Source organism: Collimonas sp. GW821-FHT02H07 (assembly GCF_059421505.1).
This window is the reverse complement of sequence record NZ_JBWKVC010000007.1, coordinates 115,404-138,527: the sequence shown is the minus strand read 5'-3', so window position 1 is coordinate 138,527 and position 23,124 is coordinate 115,404. Positions and strand designations below refer to the sequence as shown.

12 protein-coding genes are annotated in these 23,124 nt (G+C 59.5%); 1 reads left to right on the top strand and 11 read right to left on the bottom strand.

Annotation, left to right across the window (positions count from 1 at the left end; all coding sequences use genetic code 11):
• The first annotated feature begins 184 nt into the window (after positions 1–184).
• The gene (locus AC07V8_RS13020) at positions 185–889 is read left to right on the top strand and encodes a glutathione S-transferase N-terminal domain-containing protein (RefSeq protein ID WP_494678613.1); all 705 of its coding nucleotides are present in this window, start codon (positions 185–187) and stop codon (positions 887–889) included.
• Between the two features lie 59 nt (positions 890–948).
• Here AC07V8_RS13020 and AC07V8_RS13015 read toward each other — a convergent pair whose 3' ends face one another.
• The 11 genes from AC07V8_RS13015 to AC07V8_RS12965 form a co-directional block, all read right to left on the bottom strand.
• Positions 949–2,133 carry an acetyl-CoA C-acyltransferase family protein gene (locus AC07V8_RS13015; RefSeq protein ID WP_494678614.1) on the bottom strand — a complete coding sequence of 395 codons (1,185 nt, stop codon included), beginning with the start codon at positions 2,131–2,133 and terminating at the stop codon, positions 949–951.
• 242 nt (positions 2,134–2,375) lie between these two features.
• A complete protein-coding gene (gene qhpG, locus AC07V8_RS13010) occupies positions 2,376–3,860 on the bottom strand; it encodes a flavin-dependent monooxygenase QhpG (protein WP_494678615.1) in 1,485 nt (494 codons plus the stop codon).
• Position 3,861: 1 nt separating this feature from the next.
• Positions 3,862–5,301: a radical SAM protein gene (locus AC07V8_RS13005; protein ID WP_494678616.1), complete on the bottom strand. Its 1,440-nt coding sequence runs from the start codon at positions 5,299–5,301 to the stop codon at positions 3,862–3,864.
• Complete coding sequence (locus tag AC07V8_RS13000) at positions 5,291–6,115, bottom strand: LodA/GoxA family CTQ-dependent oxidase (RefSeq protein ID WP_494678617.1); 825 nt, start codon at positions 6,113–6,115, stop codon at positions 5,291–5,293. The genes AC07V8_RS13005 and AC07V8_RS13000 overlap by 11 nt, the downstream gene beginning before the upstream one ends.
• A complete protein-coding gene (locus tag AC07V8_RS12995; protein ID WP_494678618.1) occupies positions 6,105–7,520 on the bottom strand; it encodes a hypothetical protein in 1,416 nt (471 codons plus the stop codon). The genes AC07V8_RS13000 and AC07V8_RS12995 overlap by 11 nt, the downstream gene beginning before the upstream one ends.
• A 9-nt stretch (positions 7,521–7,529) precedes the next feature.
• On the bottom strand, positions 7,530–9,062 hold the full coding sequence (locus tag AC07V8_RS12990; RefSeq protein WP_494678619.1) for a ferritin-like domain-containing protein: 1,533 nt from the start codon (positions 9,060–9,062) through the stop codon (positions 7,530–7,532).
• Between the two features lie 513 nt (positions 9,063–9,575).
• Positions 9,576–10,610: a cytochrome P450 gene (locus tag AC07V8_RS12985; RefSeq protein ID WP_494678620.1), complete on the bottom strand. Its 1,035-nt coding sequence runs from the start codon at positions 10,608–10,610 to the stop codon at positions 9,576–9,578.
• Between the two features lie 111 nt (positions 10,611–10,721).
• Positions 10,722–10,802 carry a tryptorubin family RiPP precursor gene (locus AC07V8_RS12980; protein ID WP_369827853.1) on the bottom strand — a complete coding sequence of 27 codons (81 nt, stop codon included), beginning with the start codon at positions 10,800–10,802 and terminating at the stop codon, positions 10,722–10,724.
• 266 nt (positions 10,803–11,068) lie between these two features.
• Positions 11,069–11,464: a DoxX family protein gene (locus AC07V8_RS12975; RefSeq protein WP_494678621.1), complete on the bottom strand. Its 396-nt coding sequence runs from the start codon at positions 11,462–11,464 to the stop codon at positions 11,069–11,071.
• Between the two features lie 284 nt (positions 11,465–11,748).
• The gene (locus tag AC07V8_RS12970; RefSeq protein WP_494678622.1) at positions 11,749–12,063 is read right to left on the bottom strand and encodes a hypothetical protein; all 315 of its coding nucleotides are present in this window, start codon (positions 12,061–12,063) and stop codon (positions 11,749–11,751) included.
• Positions 12,060–23,120 carry a hemagglutinin repeat-containing protein gene (locus tag AC07V8_RS12965; protein WP_494678623.1) on the bottom strand — a complete coding sequence of 3,687 codons (11,061 nt, stop codon included), beginning with the start codon at positions 23,118–23,120 and terminating at the stop codon, positions 12,060–12,062. The genes AC07V8_RS12970 and AC07V8_RS12965 overlap by 4 nt, the downstream gene beginning before the upstream one ends.
• Between the last annotated feature and the right edge of the window lie 4 nt (positions 23,121–23,124).

Genomic DNA, 23,124 nt, shown 5'->3' with positions numbered 1-23,124 from the left:
CGCTTGCCGCGCGTTCGCACTCACAAATCAAATGTTAACAGGCCCTAGCGCAAGACGCCGGCAAAACGCTGCCGCTCAAAGCCGGCAGTCGAGAAGCCTGCTAATCTTCCGGTCTGACATTCCGGCGCCGCCGGATTTTCAAACAGATCAATAACAGATCAATATCAGCCAACAAGGAATTTTCATGAGCGATCTTTCGAGTTTCCCTATCACCAGGAAGTGGCCTGCGCTGCAGCCAGACCGCATCCAGCTGTATTCTCTGCCGACGCCCAACGGCGTCAAGATCTCGATCATGCTGGAAGAAACCGGCCTGCCTTACGAGCCGCACCTGGTCAGCTTCGACAGCAACGACCAGACCTCGCCGGAATTCCTCTCGCTCAATCCAAACAACAAGATCCCGGCCATCCTCGATCCCGACGGTCCCGGCGGCAAGCCGCTGCCGCTGTTTGAATCGGGCGCTATCCTGCTGTACCTGGCGGACAAGAGCGGCAAGTTCATACCGGCGGATCTCGCCGGTCGCTACGAAACGATACAGTGGCTGATGTTCCAGATGGGCGGCATCGGACCGATGTTCGGCCAGCTTGGATTTTTCAACAAGTTCGCCGGCAAGGATTACGAAGACAAGCGTCCGCGCGACCGCTACGCGGCGGAATCGAAGCGTCTGCTGGCAGTGCTCAACCAGCGCCTGGCGGAACGCAGCTGGATCATGGGCGATGCCTACACCATCGCCGACATCGCTACTTTCCCGTGGGTACGCAACCTGATCGGCTTCTACGAAGCCGGCGACCTGGTCGGCATTGCGGATTTTCCGCACGTTACGCGGGCGCTCAACGCCTTCCTCGCACGCCCGGCGGTCATGGCCGGCCTGACGATTCCGAAACGCTCCTGAACCACCGATGACGGACTGCCGCCGGAACCGTCGGGCGGCAGTTCCGGCGGCAGCTAGCGTCAGAGACGTTCGATGATCAGGGCGATGCCCTGGCCGCCGCCGATGCACATGGTGATCAGGCCATAGCGCTTGCCGGTGCGGATCAGTTCATACAGGCATTTGACGGCGATGATGGTGCCGCTCGCGCCCAGCGGATGGCCGAGGGCGATGGCGCCGCCGTTGACGTTGGTCAGCGCCGGATCCAGCCCCAATCCTTTGCACACGCCCAGCGACTGGGCAGCGAACGCCTCATTCGATTCGATCACCGCCATGTCGGCCAGGCCGAGGCCGGCGCGTTTCAGCGCCAGCTGGACTGCTGGAATCGGACCGGTGCCCATGATCGTAGGATCGACCCCCGCCACACCATAGGAAACCACGCGCGCCAGCGGCTTCAGGCCAGCCTGCGCGGCAGCGTCGGCCGCCATCAGCACGCAGGCAGCGGCGCCGTCGTTGATGCCGGAAGCATTGCCGGCAGTGACCGTACCGCCCTCCTTCTTGAACGCCGGCTTGAGCTTGGCCAGCGATTCCATGCTGGCGTCGGCCTTCGGATATTCGTCGGTATCGAACAGCGCGACGCCCTTGCGCGTCTTGATTTCCACCGGCACGATCTGCGACTTGAAATGGCCGGCCGCGATCGCCGCCGTTGCGCGCCGCTGGCTTTCCAGCGCGAACGCATCCTGCTCTTCGCGCGAGATGCTGTATTTCTCCGCCACGTTTTCAGCGGTGATGCCCATATGGCCGCCGCCGAAAGGATCAGACAAGGCGCCCACCATCATGTCGATCATCTTGATGTCGCCCATGCGCGCGCCGAAACGCGCCGCCTGGGTCGCATACAGCGAGCGGCTCATGCTTTCCACGCCGCCGCCGACCGCGACCTCGGTCTCGCCCAGCTGGATGGCGTTGGCAGCGCTGATGATGGCTTGCAAACCCGAGCCGCACAGGCGGTTCAGCGTCAGCGCCGTGGATTCCTTGCCCATGCCGGCATTCAGGCCGACCACGCGCGATACATACATGTCGCGCGCTTCGGTATGGATGACGTTGCCGAAAATGATCTGGCCGGCCTGCTTCGGATCGACGCCGGCGCGCGCAAACGCTTCCTTGACCGCCACCGCACCCAGTTCGCCCGGTGCAATATCCTTCAATGCGCCGCCGAATGCCCCGATCGCCGTACGGGCTGCGCCGACGATAACGACTTCTTTTGTCATGCTTATCTCCTTGCTTTAGTAATCTGATGACAAGACCTGCTTGCCGCCTTGCCGGAACGCATCTTGGTTGATGATTGGTTGGTGATCAATGCATTCCAGGCGCCTCCGGCACTACTTTAGCAGGCATCCGCTTTCCAGTCCTGTCCGGCATGCGCAAATTGAAAGCCGGCATGCGCCTTTCCTTGAACGGCCTGAGGTGCAGGTTGAATTGACCAGAGAGCGGATGCGCCCTCCCGCCACTGTCAGTCGCTTACAATTTCCAGCAGTCCACGCTGCCGCAACCAGCTCAGCAAACGCCGGGCTTTTTGAAGATTCATGGATTGGCCGAGTAGGTCGAGCACAGAAGATAGCGCGGCTTTTTGCGACAAGATTTCCAGGCGCGGCAGTATCGCTTCGTTTTCCCAAAACGCCAGCGGACGTTCCAGATGCGGGTGGCGCATGGCAGGCCGCAATTCGACTTTGTCGCCCGTGACGCAGGGAAGCGAAACTATCTGCACCAGGTGATGGAAGCGAATCATCTGACTGGTTTGCATATCCAGGCCGGCTTGAATGACCGGTTCGCGGTAGCTGGCCAGCTGATCGATTTCCTGTTGCAGCGCCTCGATCATGAGCGAGGCGTCGTGATTGCCGGGCGCCGCTGCTATCGTTGGCGTTGAGCGCTCCTGCCAGAATGGCTGCTCGCTGCACCACGCCTGCTGGTAATAGGCCGCCGTCCAGAAATGATGGCGGGCATAGGTTTCAATCAAGCGCTGCTGGTAAAACTCACGCGCCAGGGTTCGCTGCGCCGCGTTGTCGGCCTGCAGCACAGTGTGAATCGCAATCGCCGCCTGCAATGAAAACCGCATCGCCTTTTCCACGCCGGACGATGATATCGGGTCTAAGGCAAATGCCGCGTCGCCAAGCTTCAGACGGCCATCCTGCCAGCTGTCGACCGCCACATACGGCGTCGCCACACACATTTGCAAGGGGCTGCAAAGTGGCAGCTGGGCCACGCTGGCGAACAAGCGGCTTGCGCTGCAATTGCGGCGCAGCCACGATTCGGGCCGGCTTGAACTGAGCTGGCGCGAGGTAAGCGGATCGGATAGCAGCATGATGCGATAACGCCGGTCCGGCAGGCGGGTGCCCCACAGCCAGCCCTGCGCCAGCGCCTCCACCTGGGTGACATGCGCTAATTCGGAAGGGATGTCGCTTTCTGCAATTTCTGCCCACATGGCGGATAAGCGCGGCGCACAGAGCATTTGCCGGGGCTGGCTGTTCCGGCGTCCCTGGGCATCCAGAATCATCCGGGCCTGCACTTGATACACGGCGCCTGGCGTTGAAAAAACCAGTCGCCAGTCTCCCGCGCTGCCGCCAACGCTATTCAGACTGGCTGGCCGATGCACTTCAATTCCGCGCGCCATCGCCAGTTGCAGCAGGGCCGCATCGAAAGCCGAACGGTCGACTACCGCGGCATCGGCATGCGCTACCGTTTCGGCAGTCCTGCTGCGCCAGCTCAGGCGGGTCGGCAAACGGGTCAGGTGAGGCACATTTTCCAAGGCCTGGTTGGCGTCCAGAAAATCGATGATGTTTTTCACGCCGGGGGTCAGGGCTTCACCGATCTGGGGGCGCGGCCAGGCAGCGCTGCGTTCGATCAGCACAACGCGATAGCCGAGTTGCTGCAAGCGCAGCGCAGCGCACAAGCCGGCCGGGCCGGCGCCGATGATGAACATATCGGCCTGATGCTTCATGTCATCCTGTGTGTGCGCCGTCGCTGCCGGCAAACCAGGCTGGCGCGAGCTGGCCGAGGCGGCCGTGCGCGCCGATGGTGTAATGCAGCCAGCCGCGGATGTAGTCGCAGGCGCTGCGGCCGCGCGCCAGTACTTCATGATGGCAGCCGCCGCCGCACATATAGCGCGCCCAGCAGGAATTGCAGGGCTGTTGCCGGTGTACGTGGCGTTGTTCCAGCCATACAGTCTGGCGGCCGGTATCCACGCCGTTGGCAAGATCTCCCATCTTGCCGGCCGCATCGCCGACAAAGCGGTGGCAGGCCGAAAGTTCGCCTTCGGCAGATACGCCGAAATAGCCGGCGCCGGCGCCGCAGGGGTAAGGACGATGCGTGCCGCGCTGAATTTCACGCAGGGCGTTTTGCATGTTCATGAAAGGATAGCGTTGCCCCAGCATGACATGCTGTTCAAACGCCAGGCCGCAGGCGATCATTCCCTGCAACATGTCTTCCATATCCTCCGGCGTCATTTCCGCCTGCCCGTTGGAGGCGCGCAATAGCGGCGAAAAGCCGACGCTATGGAAGCCCATATCAATGAATAAATCCAGCGTGCGCGGCAGGTTCAGATTGAAGGGCGTGACGGTCACCCTCGCCGATACCTGCATCCGGCGCTGCTGTTCCAGCAGCGGCGCGACACGTTCGATGATCTGGTCGAAAGAGCCTTTTCCGCCTTTGAACGGCCGCAAGCGGTTGTGCTGCTCGGCCGGGCCATCCAGGCTGACGGTGACGGCAAAACCGTGTTCCTCGAAAAAATCGGCATCGTCCGCTTGCAAGAGACTGCCATTGGTCGTGATCGAAAAGCGGCAATCAACTGCGCCTTGCCTGGCCTGTTCTTGCGCATAGCGGGTGACGGCCCGCAGCGCCGGACGATTGGCCAGCGGCTCGCCGCCCATGAAGGCCAGGTTGACCTTGGCGCCGGGCGCGGCCTTGGCCAGCAGCAGGTCGACGGCTTGCTTGGCCGTCTCCAGTTCCATGTTCTTTGCCTTGCCGCCAAACTCGCCCTGCTGCGCGTAACAGTAGGTGCATCCCAGATTGCATTTTTGTGCAATCGCCAGAGACAAGGCATGCACCGGCGGCGCAGCCAGCGGCGTATCGTCAATCAAGGGCGCCAGCTGCAAGCCGCTGCTGGCGATCAAGCCTTGCACCACCGCGTCGTCCATGCCATCCAGCGCTGCCCTGAATTCAGCCGCCAGTGCGGGCGGCAAATGGAATAAACGGCTGCCGTTCACCACCAGCAGCTGTGCGCCCTGCGCATCTTCGATCAGATGGGCATCGCGTTGCCGCGGCCGTGAAGCCTCGGCGATACGCGCCGCCAGCGCGGGGGCCATGCCGGCTCCCGACGCGGCAGCGGCCAATGCCGCGGGAATCCCGCTGGCATCCTGCAGCGCCGCTTGATCATGCTTCATCGGCATCTTTCCCGCGGATGACGAATTGCAGATCCTCTTGCCAGGATTTGAACAAGTCATCGTAGGACCACAGGCGGGTGTCGACCCGGTTATCGGGAATGTAAGTGCCGGTACGCTTCTTTGCAAACCACATATCGCCCTTGGAAAGACCGTCCTGGCCCGGCTCCACATTCACATAGTCGGGACGCGACGCGGCCCAGTAATAGCAGGCGCATTCGCGATAGTCGTTTTGCCAGGGGGCGCACAGGCCCTGGGTCAGTTCCCCCGGTTGCAGCATGTCGGTATTGATGGCGGCGGTTTCTTCCTCAAAGAAACGGCGCATGGTCAGGCTGACCTTCAGCGTTTCGGTTTTCGGCGTCAGCAGCACTTCATCGGTGGCGTTGGCATAGGCGGTGAATTCACACTCGACCTCCTTGCCCTGCAGATGCATGATGCGGGCGAAGGAATTCGACCACTCCATGAACGAGACCGCATTCGGATTGGCGGCGCTGGCCAGGGTGCCCGACGAGCCATCCGGCATGACCGGGCCGCTGGTAGGAACCATGGTGCCGACATCCAGGCCGGCAAAGCGCAGCAGGCGGCGTGTCGCCAGGTGCTGGAATTGCGGCTCGGCTTCGAGCACGTAGTTGTTGTTCTCCACCAGCGTGATGCCTTCGAAAGCGCGCCGCCATAGATTCCGGAAATCGAACTCCAGCCCCGGGAAACAGTTGGAGATCGCGCTGCGCGGCAGCACCGAGGCCGGATTGCCCGCGCCGCGGTGGTGGATTTGCGCCGTCAGGTTGCTGGCGCGGATCGTCATGTTTTTACCGGACATTTTTTTCTCCGTCTGGATTGGTTTGGCCGAACATCGCGTTGCGGGCAGCCTTGATCACCATGTTGATGTGACGCCGGGTCAGGGTCAGGCTGCGGCCATCGGCGCCGCGCATCAGGGCCGGCATCTTGCGCAATCCTTCCGACGACAGGTCGCCGATTTCCTCCGGCTGGCGCAACACCTTGGCGAACCAGGGCGCACCGCCGGCAGTCAAGGTGCTGAATACCCTTTCATGCAAGGCGCGCAAGGCGAGATTGTCGACGATGGATGGCGCCGCAATCGGTTCGTAATAGCGTTCGAAATCGGCGCTGTTTTGCCGCACCATGGTGCTGGCCACGTTCAATTGCCCGTTGAATGGATTGCCGTTCATCACGGCTGAATTCATCAGGCGTATGGTTTCCAGGGCGCGCAGCACGATTTCGGTGGCGGCATCGAGCGACACGCTTTCTTCCGCCACTTCCGGGCCGTACAGGATCTGCTCCATTTCGTCCGACACGACCCGGATCGGCAGCGTATCCGGCGCGAACGCCGGCGGCCCGGCGCCGATATAGCCGTGCGCCCATAATTGACTGCCATCCTTGCGCGTCAAGCCGATGCGCGCGACGCCGTCGCATTCATCGTCAAGGTAGCCCCAGCTGACCTGGTTGCCGTCTTTGTCGGCGTAGCCGGCGTAGATGCCGGCCGGGTTGGTCAGGGTCGGGCCGGTGCTTTCGGTGTAGTTCAGCCAGTCGCCTTGCTTTTCGTCGTACAGCACCAGGTCTTCGTGATCGATCACCGGATCGTCGTGCAGCTTCAGGTCCTGGTACGATTCGCGCCGTTTCATCCGGGTGCCGTACACAATGCCGGCAGCCGGCGTATAGCGCAGCCGGATTTCCGGGAATTGCGCACTCGGCTTGATGAACTGGATATGGCCAAGCGGCAGCTTTTTGCGCGGGTGGAAATTGGGGCAATGGCCTTCCATCGCATGACGTTGATGGTCCTTCAGGGTATGCAGGCTGGCGTGGATCTTGTCGTTTTTATTATTGGTGCGGCGGTAGATCTTGATGTTGCCCAGCTCGATATCCCAATGCAGCGCGCTCAGGTCCAGGTTTTCCGCTTGCAGCAAGGCCAGCGTCAACGGCTGCAGTTCTTCCGGCAGTTCGCTGGTGCGCGCATACACTTCCAGGAAAGGCGCGACCGGCCGGATTTTCTTGTTTTCGTCTTTGAAGCGGATGGTGTCCGGCACATAGCTGCGCAGGATTTCGCCGCTCGCCGGATCGACCTCAAAGCTCTGGCGCGGCACGATGCGGCGGTAGTCGAACGGCTGATCGGGATTGACTTCCAGGTCAAATGCTTCCAGCGGCGTCGCTGCGGCCCCCAGGCGTCCGATGGCGATGGGCGGCAGGATGCGGAGTTCTAAGATCGGCATGACGGGCTCCTAAAGTAAGGCGGGATCGATGCTGCCGGACAGGATGCGCTTCGCAATCGCGATCATGCTTTGATCGGCTTCGCGCAAACTGTGCAGGTAGGCATGCCTGGCCGGGCTGCTGGTCGCCAGCAGGGCCGCAATCAGGCCCTCGGACGCGGTGAGCAGGTCGAGATGGCCGATCCAGCGGTCGGCTTCCCCGAACGGGCTGTTCAGGGTATAGGGCATCTGGAAAGGCGGACCGGCGAATCCCGCGCCGGGATCGGTCGCCGAAACCGGCGACTGCATCAGGATTTCCGAGATGGCGCGCAGGTTATACATTTCGCCGAACGTGGCATTCACGATGGTGCCGCGCGGCGTGATCAATCCCGCTGCATTCAAGCCGCCGTACAGCGTAAAGCTGTGGATCAGATAGGTCAGCAGCATGCGATAGCGCACATTGTGCAGGGTCGCCCACAGCGCCGATTCCGGATCGGTGATTGCCGTGGCCGGCGTCCCCCCTTGCTCCGGCTCTTCGTCGGTATCGAGCGACACATAGGGATTGATCGCCACCGGGCGCGATGCGCTCCATGTCCCGTGGCTGGCCTTGAGCGCCGCGCCGATGTCAGGGTAGGAGCGCGCCCACGCATCTGCCAGGAAATCGTCCGGGCGCGCATTGTTCCACTGTTCCAGGCTGCAGGGTTGATTGTTCTGCGCCGCGCGCATTTCAACGTACACGCGCAAGAACCGCACAAAATGCGAGGGTTCCGATCCATGCGGGGCTTCGCCTTGCTTGGCGATTGCCTTCAAGGCGTTCACCGCATCGTCGCGGCAAGTCACCGGGACCACCAGCACGTCCGGCGTCTTGCCCACGCTCCTGCCTTCGCTGTTGCCGCGGTTGCCGCCCTGGTAGCCACGTCCCCATTCGGCGAAATTAGCCTGGCATGAAAACGTGTCGGGCTGGAATACGTAGTCGGGCAAATACAGCGGATCTTCCACCAGCGGAATCAGCGTGTCGAACAATTCCGCGACCTGGTGCGGGTTCGACGTCTGGGTGGCGACCCGCGCCCTGATTTCATCGCCCAGGGCGCCGCCATTCCAGCCCACGGCCGCTTCCGTGTACACATACTTGGCCAGCGAATCCAGGGTCAGCGGCTGCAGCATGAACGGAAACGGGTAAAACGGCACATCCCACGGGTAATCTTCGCGCTCGAAGTGCAGCGGCGCGCCAATCAGCCGCAGCACGTTTTGCACCGAGATCAAATGCCCCATCTCTTCCTTGGCGATGCCAAGAATCACCTCTTGCCAGTTGCGTACCGTATCGCGAAACACCGGCGGCACCTGAGGTCCGCCCAGGGAATAGGCGGCGTACAGATACTGCACCATCAGGCAGTGCTCGATTTCCGCATCGATCGAGAGCAGGTAGGCGACATAGTCGCGTGGTGAGAATTCAAGATTGAGCAAGAATTCGCTGGAACCGTCTTGCGCGGTCAGGGCCCGTGGCGCGGTACGGGGCAACGCTGTCGCTCCGGTGCCGAGATGACGCCGTATTTGTGAAGCTCGCATTGTTTCTCCTCGCATCAACTTCGTTAAGAAAGGTAAGGCTTGTGAAGACAAAGGAATACACGTTACGGCCTGGAGTTTCGGCAATGCTGAGACGGCGGCACGGTTCGGTAATGCAATTGCGGCGGCGCGCCGGTGCTTATCTGCCAGCCAGGCTATTACTCATCGATCAAGGTGAAGCAGAATTCAGGTGGGAAGACGGGGCGAGATATTTATTTTTTTCGCAAGGTTCAATAGGCATATCTGCTGCTCCGCAAACATGAAGTCCGGAGCAAGATTGTTCCTCAATCCGTATTTGAACAACTGTCAAAATTGATAGGATTTACGCAAAGTGGCGGGAACAGTCCCGCGGCGGCGCAGATGGCTCAAGGCAAGCGGCGCCGCGGCGCGAAACAGATCGTTGCCGATCTATGCGCGCCGGGCTTTGCGGGATCGTACGAGCCGGGCGCTGCCTGAGCGGCAGCGACGGCTGGATCAACGGGATGTGGTCAATTTCGCAAGCAAAGGAACTTCACCTCATTGCCGGACGACGTTGACCTGGAAGACGCCAAGCAGGCCGGCAAGCGGCACTTCAGCCGTGATTTGCCGCGGACTGACAGCAAGGCCGTCGTTGCGCAGAATATCGAGCAGCCTTTCGGCCAGGGGCATCACCATATGCTGTCCCCAGCAGCGCTCGGAGGTGTGGCCGAAAGGAAGGTAGCCGGGCTGCTCGCTGGGGTTGATGCTATCCCAGCGCTCGGGACGGAACTCGTCGGCGTCGTCCCAGATTGCCGGGTCGCGGTGACTGAGAAGCGGCAGGATCAGGACATCGTCGCTGGGACCGATCCGGGAATCGAGGGCGGCGTACTCGGGGGACGCGTTCCTCAAGATATTCCAGGACGGCGGCAGCAGCCGCAGGGCCTCATACAGGATGTTGCGGTTCGAGGTGTCTTTGTCGAATGGCGAGCCGAGCCAGAGCGCGTTGGCGACGAGCGTGGAAATGGTGAAGCAGACCGGGGCGGCTGTGCGGCGATACATTCCCATGGCATAGCGGCGGTCGTTGTAGGTCGAGGCGCCGGCGGTAAGTTTCGCGATGGCGGATGCTTCCGGCTGGAGCCGGACCGACGGCGCCGCACCAGCGGCGATGAGCGCCCAGGTCAGCTTGGGCGTCAGTTCCAATATGCGGTCCATGAGGACGCGCAGCCGGAATGGGTCGCCGCCGAGAACAAGATCACGCAAGTAAACGTGGCCGACGTGCGGCCATGCGCCCGAAAGATCGACCGTTTCGGATACGGGCTTCTTCAATGCTGCCCGTACATCGCTGCCGATCGCTTGCATCAATTTTAGAGCGTCGGCGCGGGGAATGGAGCGTCCGTGAAGGGGCTTGAATGTCGGACGCTCGAATTCGGTGGCCGGCCTGGCGCTGAGGATCTGGTGGGTCAATGCCGTCCCGGCGACGCCAACGGTGTTGGCATCCAGCCGGAATACGTCCTCGCCGCGATGATCGCGCAGGAGCGCTTGGAGCCTCGGTGTAAAAACAGTCGTTCGGATGTGTTTGCCAGTACTTGGCATCGATGCTCTCCATGAGACGGAGGCCCGCGTCCGGCGGGCCGTTCAGGGCTTCACCGAACGCGGTTGGAAGCTCCAACCGCATCCCTATGAATCAGGCGATGGCTTGCAGGTTCAATACCAGATGTACCAAGCGTATGCCTTCAGGCTTTTTTGGCGAGTCAGCATATTTTTAAGAGTGAAAAGAATTTTCATAAGTAGCACCTTCCTTTAATTGTGGACTGCCTTGTGGGCAGCGTGGAATGCTCAAGTGGCACGGGTCTTGCCATCGACGGCATGAGGGACATGCTGCAATCCGGATCATTTCCGCCGATTGGATGCTATCCCACAATCAAGTCAGATGGATAGTGCAGGCGGTTCGATTATTCATGACCTGTCACAAAAAACAGACAGGTCTGTTCTTTTAAGAATATTGCCGCATATCATATGTTAAATTATTGCGCCGGGAAAATGCGCAGTTGTCAGGCTTGCTGCCCCGCCGACGCCAAGGCTTGCCTGCCCGACGCGCTGTCGAGGCTGACCGGGCCGGCGCCGAAGTAGGCGATGTTGAGCAAGCCACCCGCCAGCATGATGTTCTTGAGGAAGTGGATCATCTGGTTCTGGTCCGCAAAGTTGTGGTGGAAGAAAATCGCTGTCGCCAACGTGAACAAGGCCATCAGGGGCGCAACCAGGCGCGTGCGGTATCCCAGCAGCAGCAAGGCGCCGCCGCCGGCTTCCATCAGCACCGCGATGGCAAAGCCCAATCCGGCCAGCGGCAAGCCGACGGTGACTTCGTCGTCGTTCAAGACCGCCAGGCTCCTCAAGGGCTCGTGGGCCGCGTTGTTGTGCCCGTGCAGCGCGAAATGGTGTTTGGCCAATGGGGGATCTCGGGGTATCGTGGGATTGATTTTTCTAGAACGGGATTCTGACCATGCTCCTAAAATCCCCCCGATTCTTCCCTAAACGCCGGATAGGCTATGACCCCGCATAGAGGGGCAATCTAGGGGAATTAACGGTGGTCCTCATAGTGACAACTCCCCCCTTACCTACTCCTAAATTACCCTCAACTATCCCTGAAATTAACTCAGAGAGATCAAAATAATGGTTATTTCGCCATCCCGGCATACTTTCGTCGATGCTGGTGATTCACGAGACGACGCTCTCATTTGTTAATCTGCCAAATCCGAAACGATTGCTTTGTCAAACTCCAGAATTCCTTGTGCATTTTCTCTTTGAAAATAGAATGAACTCCGGCTAAAAAAAATAGGATAAGAAACGAACCATTAAAAATAAAAAAACTGTAAAGATAATTACTATTCCAAGGTTGATTTTTATAGAAAATTTTATAGAACATAATGAGCACCCAGGCTACGTCAATCCCACCCAGCGATCCAAAAAAACGACCCAATCCCGTTCCATTTCCCCAGCTTTTTGAAGTGAGCAATCTCAACCAGAACATTTTCCATTCCCATCTCATTTTTTCTCTCCAGGTGGCGCTGAGGGCGGAGGATCTGTATGTACAGATCCCGACCAAACCGGAAATATCACGTTTCCGATGTACCTAACTATTGATGGGATGCTACTAGGATTTGCAACTGGCACAAATTTCCCCCCAGTTGGTTGAAGAAGCGCCGCAATGCTTGGATCGGGTTTTTGCGTGTAATTCATTGTGCCTTTTAAACCAGCTCCTCCCCAATCACCAAGCAGTTTACCTAATCCCGAAAAAAATGCGCCAATTAACATACCTTGGCCAATAGAATCATTCGTCCCAGTTTGACTGTTGTTATATGCGGTAATCGCACCATTGGTTGCACCACCTAACGCCATGACAGCACCCGTGCTCTCCAATGCGGTACCCAAACCAACAGATGCCCATGAAATAATTGCTGCATTGGCCATTCGCTCGTAATTCAGTGTCCCGTCTCCATAAAAGGTCTGATTCAGGTATTCCGATCCAGTGCCAACAACTGCGACACCAGCCGCAGTGATTGGCGCTCCCATCCCCATCCGAAGCAATATTCCGGCTGTAAGTGGATCAGCAGTTGGTGTTGTTGCTCCACTACCCCAGCCAGGGATTCCAGGACCATATGCGGTTGAATTTTCATTCGCACTTGGCTGGTACTGCCCAAGGCAATTATAAGGAGCCGGGCATGATTGAAGATCCTGTTTTGCAATTGCGTTACGGGCATTAATTATTTGCCCCGCTTGAGTACAAGCATCCGCAGACCCTTTACCGCCATTACATGAAGCGACTAAGTCATCCAATTGCGCTTTCGTGGCTTTATCAACGTTATCCAATGCAGTTACAACGCCACAAGCTTTGGAATCCCCGTTATCACAGGCCGCCTTGGCAGCATTACGTATAACATTGCCTTTAGGAGACAGCCAATTGTTCGTCGCCGCGTTCTGCGCAATACTTGCTCCCACGTTGGCATTGAGCGCCGAACCACCCGTGGCGCCTGCCACCAGTGCACCCACTGCTGTCGACAAGGCAATCACCGTCTGTGTCTGAGCAGCGTCTAATTTTTCAGGATGGAAGGTCCCGTTCGCGTCATAAGCGTCTGGATACAATTGGCGCGTAATCTCCTGCGCGGCGTATTCACCTGCCGCGCCAGCGCCGGCACCTCCCAAGGCACTAGTGCCATTGGCGGCGGCAAGGATACCGCCAAGCACCGCATGGGTAAGAACTTGCACCGTCTGGTTGTTATGGCCAGGTTGTGAGAAATAATCGCCAATCGCCTGCGCCGCATACGGCGCGCTGGCATTGGCTGCAAGTTGACCAACTCCTTCGCCAGCAACGCCGCCAACTAATAATCCCGTTACGACTTTTAAGGCCCGCGTATAGTCACCCGTCGGTCCCCAGTTAGCGGCAGTAGCTAATGTAGCGTTCGCTGCCAGCTGGGCACTGTCACGGTTTTGGGTGGCTATATCCAGCGCTTGCTGGGCGTCGCTTCTTTGCTCCGGCGTGCTGTTGTTGAGAACAGCCTGCGCCTGTGCGACGTTTTCATTGGCGTTGTCGAGTGCCCCCTTCGCTAGATTAGCTTGCTTGACCGCTACGGCAGCCTGATCGTTGGCGATTTGCGCACTGGTCGCAATCACGGTGTTGGCGGCGGCCGCCATGGCCTGCTGATTGCTCATGACGTTTTTCAGATCCGGCAAAGCCGCAATGGCAGTATTCGCCGTCGCCAGATCGGTATGCGCCCCCAGCCCGGCAGCAGTCGTCATGCTCTGTCCGCCAATCTTAATGTTGCCATCGGTCAGCGTGCCGTACGTGGTGGAGCTGCTACTGCCGCTCTCGAACAACGGAATGCCGGGAGTGACGTTCGGGTTGCTAGCGCCGGTGTTGGTTTGTGCCGGTGCTCCACCTGAATTGCTACCACCGAGGCTTCCGCCGACACCACCCGACATACTCACCGTATCCGCCGAGTAATCCATCTTGTTGGCGATGTTTTCTACTGTGAGGGAATTGGCCGTCAGATCAGACTTGCCGGCATTGGTACTGGCAATGGCGCCACCCTTCAAGGCCACCGTATCGGCTGTCACATGATAGCCGCCGTTACCAGCAAACAATCCAGACTGTTGGTTGACCGCATTGCTGCTGCCGTTGGCAGTCGATTGCCCCACATTGCCCGATGCATCCCACGCCGTACCAAAGGAGATTTGTACCCGCCCGCCGACGCTGCTTTGCTCATTGTGCTGGGTAGCGGTATCCTGGAGCGATGTGATTGCCAGCGCGCCGCCGACATCTGCATTGATCGTATCGGCTTTGACCGTGGCGCCGGTTAACGTGGTATCGCCCTTGGACTTCAAGGTGACGGTGTTGCCGCTCAACTGCGTATTACTGTTCGTCGTTGCCGTATTGTTGTAATTGCCGTTGGCCACATTCGCGGTGGCATACGCATACGCGCCGGTGCGTGCACCGACTTCATAGCCCACGCCGATTTCTACTCCCGCACTGTGGTTGCTGCCGCTACTGGTAGTCGTACTCTGCCCGGCATCGAGCAGGATATTTCTGGCCGAATCGAGCGTCAATGTTTTACCGGCGGCAGCGATATGCGCACCGGTGGCGTGAATATCGCCCTCGGTACTGGTCAGAGTGACGTTGCCGCCACCCTGAATGCTGCTGCCCTGGGCTTGACTGTAATTGCTGCGGTCCTGGCTATTGGCCGTCGTAAAACCGACGCCGACTTCAGCTTTGAACAGCTCGCCGCTCCCGGCTCCACCTACGGCGGCACTGGCGGCACTGGCGACTTGATACCCGTTCGATGCGGCTGCCAGGCCCTGCATGGCTTGCAAGCGGCCGTCGGACTTCTTCGCATTCTCCAGATTATTGCCAAGATCAATCAACGGTGACGTCACTCGGGCGAATGCGCCTATTTTCAGATCAGAGCTGCTCTGGTCGCTGCTGCCGGTGTTGACCGCCGTATTGATGTCGATGGATTTGCCAATGATGTTGACATCCTGAGCGGCCAGCACATTGCTGGCGGTCTGCGTGTACTTCTCTCCGGCGGTCAGACTGACGTTGCCTTGCAGACTGCCGACATTGGAGGCGACCTGGGTGACGGCGGTATTGTTATCCTGGCTCTTCTCCGAGTGGTAGCCGGAAAAGCGCTCAGTATCGGAGATCACGACCTTGCCGACGGCCTGGTTGTTACTCTGATTGGCGTTGGTGAGCGTGTTCTGTCCGCTTTGGATGGTCAGGTTCTTTGCGGCGTTGATGCTCAGATCGCTGGTGGCCACCAAATTGGCTGCGGTCAGATTGATGTCGCCGTCTGTCGTCGCCAACATGGCCTTGCCGCCTGCCGAGAGCGTCGTGCCGTGGATGGTGTCGGTACTGCCATTGCCGTTGCCTTTGCTGTTGAATACCCCTGCAGGCATACTGCCCCGGTTATCCGTGCTCCAGCCCTTGGCAGTGTTGGTTTGTCCTTGCGTCTCGAAGCTGTGCGCCACGTCCAGGTTGATATTGTCTTTGGCGATCAGCGTAGCATCGCCGCCGGCACTCATCGCTGCCCCCTGGCTGGTGATGCTGCCATCAGTGGCCAGCACCGTCAGATTCTTACCCGCAGTGAGCGAGCTGATCTGTGCCGTGCTGGTGGAATGATCCTGGGTGCCACTGCTACTGTTCGAACCGGCTTGGAACACCACAGCCGTACTCGCAGCCTGCGTGCCGTCGCCAACTGCATCGCCAAATTTGGTGCTCTTGCCCAGAAAGCTGGTGCTCGGATTGCCGCTGGCGCTTTGCTGATAGGCGCTCTTGAAGGCCGCGACCGGGTTTAGCGTCAACCCTACCGATAGACCACTGGAGCTCGATTGTTGGGAGCTGTGCTCCACGCTGGTGTTCTGCGCGGCAGAAAGGTCCACGTTCTTGCCGATCAGCGTCAGATTCTGGCCGGCGCTGATGTCCGAGGCCACGACGCTCAAGTCCTGTCCCGCCTGGATCCGCGTATTGCCATTGATCGAGGTGATGCTCGAACCCTGCTGGGTGACCGTCGCCACACTATCCTCACTGCTGCCACTGGATTTACCATAGCCGACGCTGGCAACGCCGGCCGAGAATCCCGCTGTGAAACCGGATTTGCTTTGCTGGTGGCTCACATCCGTCTGGCTGGTATCTTGTACCGACACGATGGCGACCTTGCCGTCAGTCGCCTTCAGCGACACATCGTTGACACCGATGACATTGCTGCCACGCACCGTCAAATCATTGGCGGCCGTGATACTGACCTGATTGCCGGCCACGGTACTGCCCTGGGCGACGTCGCCCGTCATGGTGCGCACGTCATGGCTGCTGCTGCTCGACATGAAGCCCTTATGGCTGCTCTTGTCTTCCTGGCTGAAATCGTTGTGCAGCATCGCTTCACCGACCGTCACATTGCCGGTCGACCCCAGGATGGCATTGCCCTTGCCATCGGCATTGTTGCCGGCGCTAATCGCGCTGGCCGTCACCGTGAGATTTTTTGCCGGTGCCCCAGTGACCAATACTGCATTGCCGAAGGCATCTTGCTGGGCACCGGCCAGTACGGTCGCGTTGCCGCCGGCCGTTAAGGTGCTGCCCACTGCCGTCTGGTTGTGCTGGTCAATGACTTGCGAGCCATCCTTGCTGCTGCCGTCGGTATGGTAGCTGCTGCTGTCGGTGGCGTTCTTGATGGTCAGATTGCCGCCTGCCGCCACCAGCATGTCCTTGCCTGAGGACAGATTGCTGCCGGTGACGGTCATATCGCCACCACTGACGACGCCCAGCGTGCCACCTGCGGCTACCGTGCTGCCGACCGCATGCGTGGACTGTACGTCGGTGTGGGTATTCCCTACCGGCGTCACATAGTGCGATCCTGTCGACACCGTTTCCACATTGATGGCGTTGCCAGCGATCAGCGTCCCATTGCCGCCGGCGCTGACTTGCACCCCCTGCAAAGTCAGATTCTGTCCAGCGGACATGAACAAGTTCTGAGTGGCCGCAATCGTGCCAACCGCGCCGACCGCCGTAATCGCTGACGAATTATTCCCAAAATTGGTGATCGCCGTATTCGTGGTCGACTGACTCAGAATATCATTGCCCGCAAACAGGCCAATATTGCCGCCGGAGAGCGTGCCGCCGATATTGCTGATATTGTGGTCGGCCGCGAGCAACAGTTGCTGCGTACCAGAAATGGTTCCTCCGGTATTGGTAATATCGGTGCCGTGAATCGCCACCGAATCTCCCGCGATCAATGCGCCGGTCGGCGATAAATCCATGTTCTTGGCCAGATACACCTGCGGCACCAACACCGTCTGCTGACTGCCATCCGGCAGAGTCACGGTTTGACTCACTAACCACACAATATCGGTCGTCAGCGCCGCCATCTGTGCGTCACTGAGCGCCATGCCGGGGACCATGTTGAATTGCTTGGCGTACGCAACGCCGCTGGTCATCAGCGACTTATACTCATCTTCCGCGCTGGCATAGCCATGCAAATAGCGCATGCCGGTCAGATTGGTGACCTGGTCCGTGACGAGCTTTTCTTCATAGAAGCCGTCACCCAAGCGCTTTTGCGTTGCGGCCGGATTGATCCCCAGCAGGTTCAGCATGTAGTCGCTAGATATAAAATTGCCGTATTGCGTAAAGCGCGGATCCGTCTCGACCAGGTAGGGTTGATTCGCCTTCGGCTCGATCTGGTACAGGCCATTGGTCGGCAACACCGTATTCACCGCACCGGCGCGCGCGCCATCCACGACACGCGCAGCGCCTGGTGTGGAGGTGCTACCGCCATTGGCCACCGTTGACACGCCACCGACCGTTGCCTGGTTTCCTGTCGGTACACCGCTGATCGTGTTATTCGTCGCTAGCGCCAGCGGTGCGATGCCGTCGCCCAAGCCCAGCGAGGCGGCGCTCGCACCAAGTGGCCGACTTGACGCACCCACGCTGGTATTGCTGATTTGACCGCCCGTAATCGACACCGCCTGATTGCTGGTGATGGTGCCGCCAGCGACGCCAATGTTTTGCGTAATTGGCGTATTGCTCCACGTCGTCCATTGCACCGGTGGCGATCCTGCAGAATCCGCGCTGCCAAATCCGCTTTGGTTGGTGGAATTATAGGTCCGCGTCAACTGCGTGGACGTATTGACGATCTTGGTATTGTTGCTGCCATCAGCGGACGCCACGCCGTCGATAGTCAGATTGCCGCCGGCGGCAATTTGCCCATTGTTGTTATTCAGCTGCGTACCGATGGCCAGATGCATGTCGCCGCCAGAGGTGATCTTGGCCGGCGCACCGGATGTCGACGCCAATTGCGTTTCTGTCACCACTTGATGCGCAATACGCTGCACCTCGACCGGATAGCTGCCGGGATAATCGGCCTGCCCCTTAACAGTACTCGCGAGGATAGTTGTACTCGGGTCGGTGTAACCTTTATACGTTTCTAGCCGCACGCAATTCGTGGTGCAATTACCATACTGGTTCGAATAGCTGATAGTACCCAGCGTATGGTTCACAGTGGAGTTGCTGTATTCCGACCAGGCATTGCCGTTGGCGATCTGATCCGGATTGGTTTGATTATCGGCACGTGCCGTAAAATAAAGGACCTGTGTACCTGCAGTTGGGGCCACACGTGACTGGCTGCCATACTGAAAATTATTGGCACCGTTGGGCAAAGGATAAGTGAGGCCACTTTGCATCCATTCAAACACCGAATCTTTCGCCGACAGTGTCACGACAGCCTTGTAGACCAGATAGCCGTCTGGCGTCACGACTGGGGTGACTGACACAATCGACGCCGGATTCAAGTAATAAGCATCTTGGATGCCGATATTCGAATTGACAGTGCGATTATAGCTATCCGGTTCCGGACGCAATGAGGTCCACCACGACGACGGATTCATGGTCGTCGTGGTATCGGAGACCGTGACCGTATTGGTCTGCACGTTCTGCCGCACGTTGTTGATCTGGTTGGCGGCCACGTTCAAGGTGCCATCGGCCTCAATGGTCGACGACAGATTGTTAATCGTCCCGGTCTGGTTGAACAGATAGCCGTTGGCATCCTTGGCCCCGTTGGCGGCGATGTTCAAGTCGCCGAGACTGTAGAGCGTCGCCCCATTCTGATTATTGACCGTGCCCGTCACCCACAGATTGACCTGGTTGACGCCGGCGATAATCGCCGCCGCCCCATCATTGGTGAGCGTGCCCGCATTCGCCGTCACGGTATTACCGATCAGCGTCCCGGTGTTGGTCAACAGGTTGCTGGTGGTATTAACATTGTTACCCTCAATCCGGCCGGCGTTGGTCAGATTGCCGGAACCGGCGTTGACGGTCGTGGTGCCCGTGGTCAGATCACCGGGATTACCGGAAGCGATGTCGGCGCCTGCCTGGTTGACGACATTGGCCGCATTGACAGTGATGTTGCCCGCTGCTGCCAGCGTCGCCGTGTTGGTCAAGGTGCCGGTGATCGACAAGGTCAGATTGCGGTTCGCCGTGATCTGGTTGCCAGCATCATAGGTATAGTTGCCTTGCAGGCTGACATTGCCGTCACGCCCGGCGACGATCTTGCCGTCACCGACCAAGGTATTGGCGGTCAAGCTCAAATCGACATCGCTACCCACCGAACCGTTGGTGTTGGTAAATGTGCCAGTCGTGATCGCAACCCCGCCGCCACTGCCTGCCGGGTTGGCAATGCTGCCGCTGCTATTGTCGATATTAGCCGTCGTAAGAGCAACGCTGCCGCCGCTGATGCCGCCGCCGACGTTGGTCAGCGTTGCGCCCGGCTGATTCATCGTCAGCGCGCCGGTGGCGAGCAGCTGGCCGCCGGTATTATCGACGCTGGTCGGCGTGTTCAGCGCTAACGCGCCGCCGGCGACGATGTGGCCGCCCTGCGTATTCGACAGCGCCGGCGTATTGATGGCGACATCACCGGCGCCGCCGATCAGGCCCGTACCTGTCGTGCCGGAAGAATTGGCGTTGATGATGCTGGTCGTGCCGGTGACCGTGGTCAGGCCGGTGCCGACATTGATGATCTTGCCGTTGGTATTGTCTAGCGTGCTGCCAGAGACCTGCAATTGGTTCGCGCTGCCCAGCGCTTCGATCTTGCCGCCGACGTTGGTTAGCGCGCCCTGGGCCGTGGTGGACACGTTGCCCATGCCTTCCATGGCGCCGTTCGTGTTGTCAAGCGTGCTACCTGAGGAGACGGTCAGATCCCCAAGCGCACCGATAGCGCCAGCGACGTTGCTGAGGCTGCCGGCGGCTGCCGTGACCGCTCCCTTGCCGCTGATACTACCCGCATCGTTGTCGAGCGCCTGGGCAACATTGACCGCAATCGCGCCGGTCCCCAGGTTCTGGATTTTACCGGCCACGTTATTGACCGATTGCGCGTTGACCGTCGCGCCCGCCGTCGCCCCTTCAATGGTGCCGCCCTGATTATTGATTTGGCCGGAATTGGCATTGACGGCAACCGCCGCGCCGCCGATATAGCCGCCCTGGCTGTTGTCAATAGTGGACGTGCTGGTCACCGACTCGTTGCCCACCGCCGTCAGCTTGCCGCCCTGGTTGACGACGGAACTTGCCGTGATGATCCCTGCGCCATTGGTGCCCAGCACACCGCCGTTGTTCGACAACGCCCCCGTTTGGACTGTTAAATTTCCGGTCCCCATATGGGCGACAGAACCGCCGTTGTTGTTCAACGTAGCCGGCGCCAGCGTCAGGTTGTGGGCCAACACGCCAATCATGCCGTTGCTATTGTCGAGCAGCTGCGACACATTGATGGTCGCCGTGCCGTTGGTGTTGTTCTGGATGATTTGGCCGGCCGCATTGTGAAGGGTGGTCGCTTCCAGATCAATCGTGCCGGCGCCCAGCACACCGCCGCTGTTATCGAGTGTGGTAGCCGTGATCGTCGCACTGCTCGGACTCGTCGTGGATCCGGCCTGGATCTTGCCGCCACTGTTGGTTAGCTGCGATCCGGCATTGACGGTCAAGGCATTATTCGATGCCAAGCTGCCGCCATTGTTGTTCAGGGAAGCCGCTGATAGATTCAACGTCTGCTGCGCGGTGATGGTGCCGCTATTGGTTGCTGCACCGGCGGCAATGTTGGCAGCGCCATTGGTGGCGATGGCTCCCTGTTGATTCGACAACGTCCCCGTCTGGATAGTGAGGGTGCCGGCGGCGGCTTGCGAAATGGTGCCGCTGTCGTTGGTGAGCGAACCGGAAGTTAGCGTCAAGTCATTGGCGTTGCTCTGTATTTTGCCTTGCGCGTTGTTGAGCAGCCCCGTGGTTTGCACCGTCATCGCCGCGGTGCCGGTTTGTGAAATCAAGCCGGATTGGTTGACGATGTCGTGCGCCTGCAGATTGACCTGGTTCGCCGCAATCGTGCCGGCGTTGTTGCTCAAGGTCGTCCCGGCAGAACCGGTCAGTGTGCCGCCGGCGGCCAAGGTCCCCGAGGAATTGTCCAGCGCCTGCGCTGCAGCGACAGTCAGATTTTGCGCGGCGCTGATCGTGCTGCTATTGACCAATGATCCCGCCGACACGGCGACGTTGCCGTTGCCGCCGATGACGCCGGCAGCGGCATTGGTGAGCTGGCCGCTGGTCGTGACCGTCAAACCATCGGTATTGAGCGATTTAATTGCGCCTGCCGTATTGTCAAGGCTCCCAGCCGTCAGAGCGAGCGCGCCGCCGGCGAGCAGCGTGCCCTGGTTGTTCGAGACCGCACCCGAGGTATTAATATTTTCTGCAGCGGCGGCAGTGATTTTACCGCCTTGATTGTTCAAGCTGGCCGCCGTCATGGCGACCTGGCCGTTGCTGGCAATAACGCCCTGGACGTTGGCGACATCTCCGCTCTGAATGGTCAAACTGCCGCTGCCGGCATGCTGGATCTGGCCGCTGTTATCGTTCAGGCTGCCTGACTGGATCGTCAGGTTTTGTGCATTGGTAGTGAGGACGCCGGCGCCATTGTTGAACAGGCCGGTAGTCGTTATATGGGTGTCGCCCGCGCCCGTTTGCGTCAGCGTGCCGCCGACGTTCGACAGACTGGCGGAATTGCTGGTCAATTGTCCCGCGCTGATACTGCCTTGATCGTTCGTGATCGCGCCAGTGGCGCTGAGAGCGGCGGTCCCGGCCGCTTGCAAGCTGCCGCCGGTCTGGTCGATGTCGCCAGCCCGTGCGGTTAAGGCGACATTGCCGACAGCGCTAGTCTGACCATGGGCCAGATTCAGACTCGCGCCGTTCATGGCAATATTCGATCCCGCCATGTTCTGGCCGGTCGCGCTCACGCCGCCGGATGCGATCAGGTTCAAATTACCGGCCTGTGTGGCGTGGCTGGAAGAGTCAATACCGGCACCCAGTACGCCGGTCGAATTGATGCTGCCGGAGAAGAGCGTTAAATCGTTTTGTGCGGAGAGGACACCGCTGTTGCTGATCTGCCCGTCCGAGGACAGTTGTGCAGTGGTCTGCGCGTAGAGCGTGCCGCTGTTCACCAGTCCGTCGGTGGCATTGATGTTGACATGGCCGGTCGCCGTCGTGCGTCCGCCCAAGGTCACCACGCCTTTGCTGTCGACGTCGATGTCGCCGGCCGTCGCACTGATGCCAGAATAGCTCCGCACGCCGATGCCTGCTTCCGTGCTGATCAGGTGAATGCTGTTGGCAAACATCCCGCCGAGCGCCGAAGAGTCAATTGCCACCGTGGGCGCGCCGCCCTCGCCGGCAATGACCTGAATCCCGCGATCTGTGTAGCCAATTAAATTTGCCCCCGCAATGACATTGAGGCTAGCACTCCCCGAGACTTGGCCATTCAAGGCCACCGAACGGGCAAACAGATCCAGGGCGTCGAGGTTGCTGCCGTTGAGGCCGCCGGGACCGACCTCGATGTCGCCGCGTGTGACCCTCAGCGATTGCAAACCACCGTCCGGACCAATCACAGGCGTGCCGGTCGTGAGCGTTGCTCGGCTCGTATTCAGGAAGGAGGCGGCGCCGCCAGCGCCGCCGACATAGATGCCGTTGGGATTGGCAATCACCACTTCCGCACGCTGGCCAGCAACCTCAATCGTACCGTTGAGCTGGGAAATTCCCGTGCCCGTCACTTCG